The organism is Gottfriedia acidiceleris, from assembly GCF_004138285.1.
GTDB classification, from domain to species: Bacteria; Bacillota; Bacilli; order Bacillales; family Bacillaceae_G; genus Gottfriedia; species Gottfriedia acidiceleris_A.
In genome coordinates this window covers 1-1555 of sequence record NZ_SCFN01000054.1, presented here as the reverse complement: position 1 = coordinate 1555, position 1555 = coordinate 1, and the positions used below count along the sequence as shown (strand labels likewise).

Below are 1555 nucleotides of genomic sequence, written 5' to 3'. Positions count from 1 at the left end.
GTAAAGAAATGGTTTAAAGTATTATAGCCTATAAAAAATAAATACACAACATTCATTAAAAATGGAGTATTACTGCTCCATTTTTGTTGACTACAATTGTATCTCAAAATACTTTGGCATTTTACGTAATTTCGTTTATTGTTATACTCAAATTCAAAAGAATGATTAATTTATTTAGCCTACTATTTGTAATCATTTATTGGCAATGTATGAATATTTTTGCAGTTATACTCTTAAGCTAAATTAATAATCCTACAAATAATTTGTAATTTAATTGAATATACAGGATAAAACCTCTTTTATGTCGAATTAGTTTATACTAGAAGGGAGATGGGAAAATGAGTAAGGAAAATCTATTAAAGAACCTTCGACTTGCAACAAGAGGAAATTTCTTTATAATCGACATTAAAAATTCCTTGGAAAATGATACAAATATGATTGAAAAACTGGCTAAGGAACTAGAACTAGATGGATTAATCAAACTAAAAGAGTGCACACAGTTAGAAGATTCACTCTTTTTAAGCGGAATACTTAAATATGCATCCAAATAAATTGGATGCTTTTTTGTCGTTGAACAAATTGAATATGGAATAGATAATCGATTTCAGTTATTAAATAAATATAATGGTCATAAATAGAATTTAAAAGAGGAACAATAGCATAGAATGAACGGGGTTAATGTCTTATATAAGGCGTTTTGTACATGATTTGAAAAATTGAAATTCTGTAATCTTCATTAATGTAAGTTGAAATGAAGATTTTTACCCAAATAATAGTTCTTTGGCTTGAATTTCTGATATCCCTTTAACTAATCCAAGTTCGCTAAAAAGAATTTTACTTGCGTTACCTAACATTTGTTTTTCGCTTGAATTAAGAGATTTTTCTTTATCTATACGCATTAAATCACGTACTACTTCTGCGCCTTCCTCAATATTACCTGTTTTCATTTTCTCAGAATTTAACTTAAATCTTTGTTTGTATGAAAGAGAACGATCGGATTCTCCATTATGGAAATTTATTATTATATTGTCGAGTGTATTAGAATCAACGACCATTCGAATTCTTGAATTACTCATTTTTGAAATTGGAATCATTACTTCCATCTTTTTAATTAGTAATCTTATAATAAAATACTGTTGTATTTCACCTTGTACTTCTTTTTCTTGAATAGATTCGATTACACCTGCTCCTTGCATTGGATAAAAAATGTTATCACCAACTTCAAACATATTCTACACCCCCATTTAATTACTAACGTATATAAGCATAACATTTATTATTTTTTTGTCAAAATAAATATTTTATCAGTAATAAATAAGTTATGTCAATAAGTAAATGAAATTTTTAGTTAGTGTTTTTATTTTTAAAATTAATGACTAAGTATTAAGTAAAAATTGATCATAAAATTATGTAATGTCATTAATATTTAAGTTAATTTGATTATCTTTACTTTTAATGTTACTATTGAATTATTACAACGTGTGTAAAACGCACTAGGAGGAAACAAATATGGAAAATGGTAAAGTAAAATGGTTTAATGCAGAAAAAGGATTTG

2 protein-coding genes are annotated in these 1555 nt (G+C 26.2%); one reads left to right on the top strand and one right to left on the bottom strand.

What is annotated here, in order from left to right:
• Positions 1 to 338: 338 nt before the first annotated feature.
• Positions 339 to 551, top strand: a complete 213-nt coding sequence (locus EP747_RS23915; protein WP_129692484.1) for a hypothetical protein — start codon at positions 339 to 341, stop codon at positions 549 to 551.
• Positions 552 to 761: 210 nt separating this feature from the next.
• Here EP747_RS23915 and EP747_RS23910 read toward each other — a convergent pair whose 3' ends face one another.
• Positions 762 to 1229: a CarD family transcriptional regulator gene (locus EP747_RS23910; RefSeq protein ID WP_129692483.1), complete on the bottom strand. Its 468-nt coding sequence runs from the start codon at positions 1227 to 1229 to the stop codon at positions 762 to 764.
• Positions 1230 to 1555: the final 326 nt, after the last annotated feature.

Coding starts and splice junctions, on each gene's coding strand:
- EP747_RS23915 (WP_129692484.1), top strand. CDS start 339: ATGAGTAAGGAAAATCTATTAAAGAACCTTCGACTTGCAACAAGAGGA.
- EP747_RS23910 (WP_129692483.1), bottom strand. CDS start 1,229: ATGTTTGAAGTTGGTGATAACATTTTTTATCCAATGCAAGGAGCAGGT.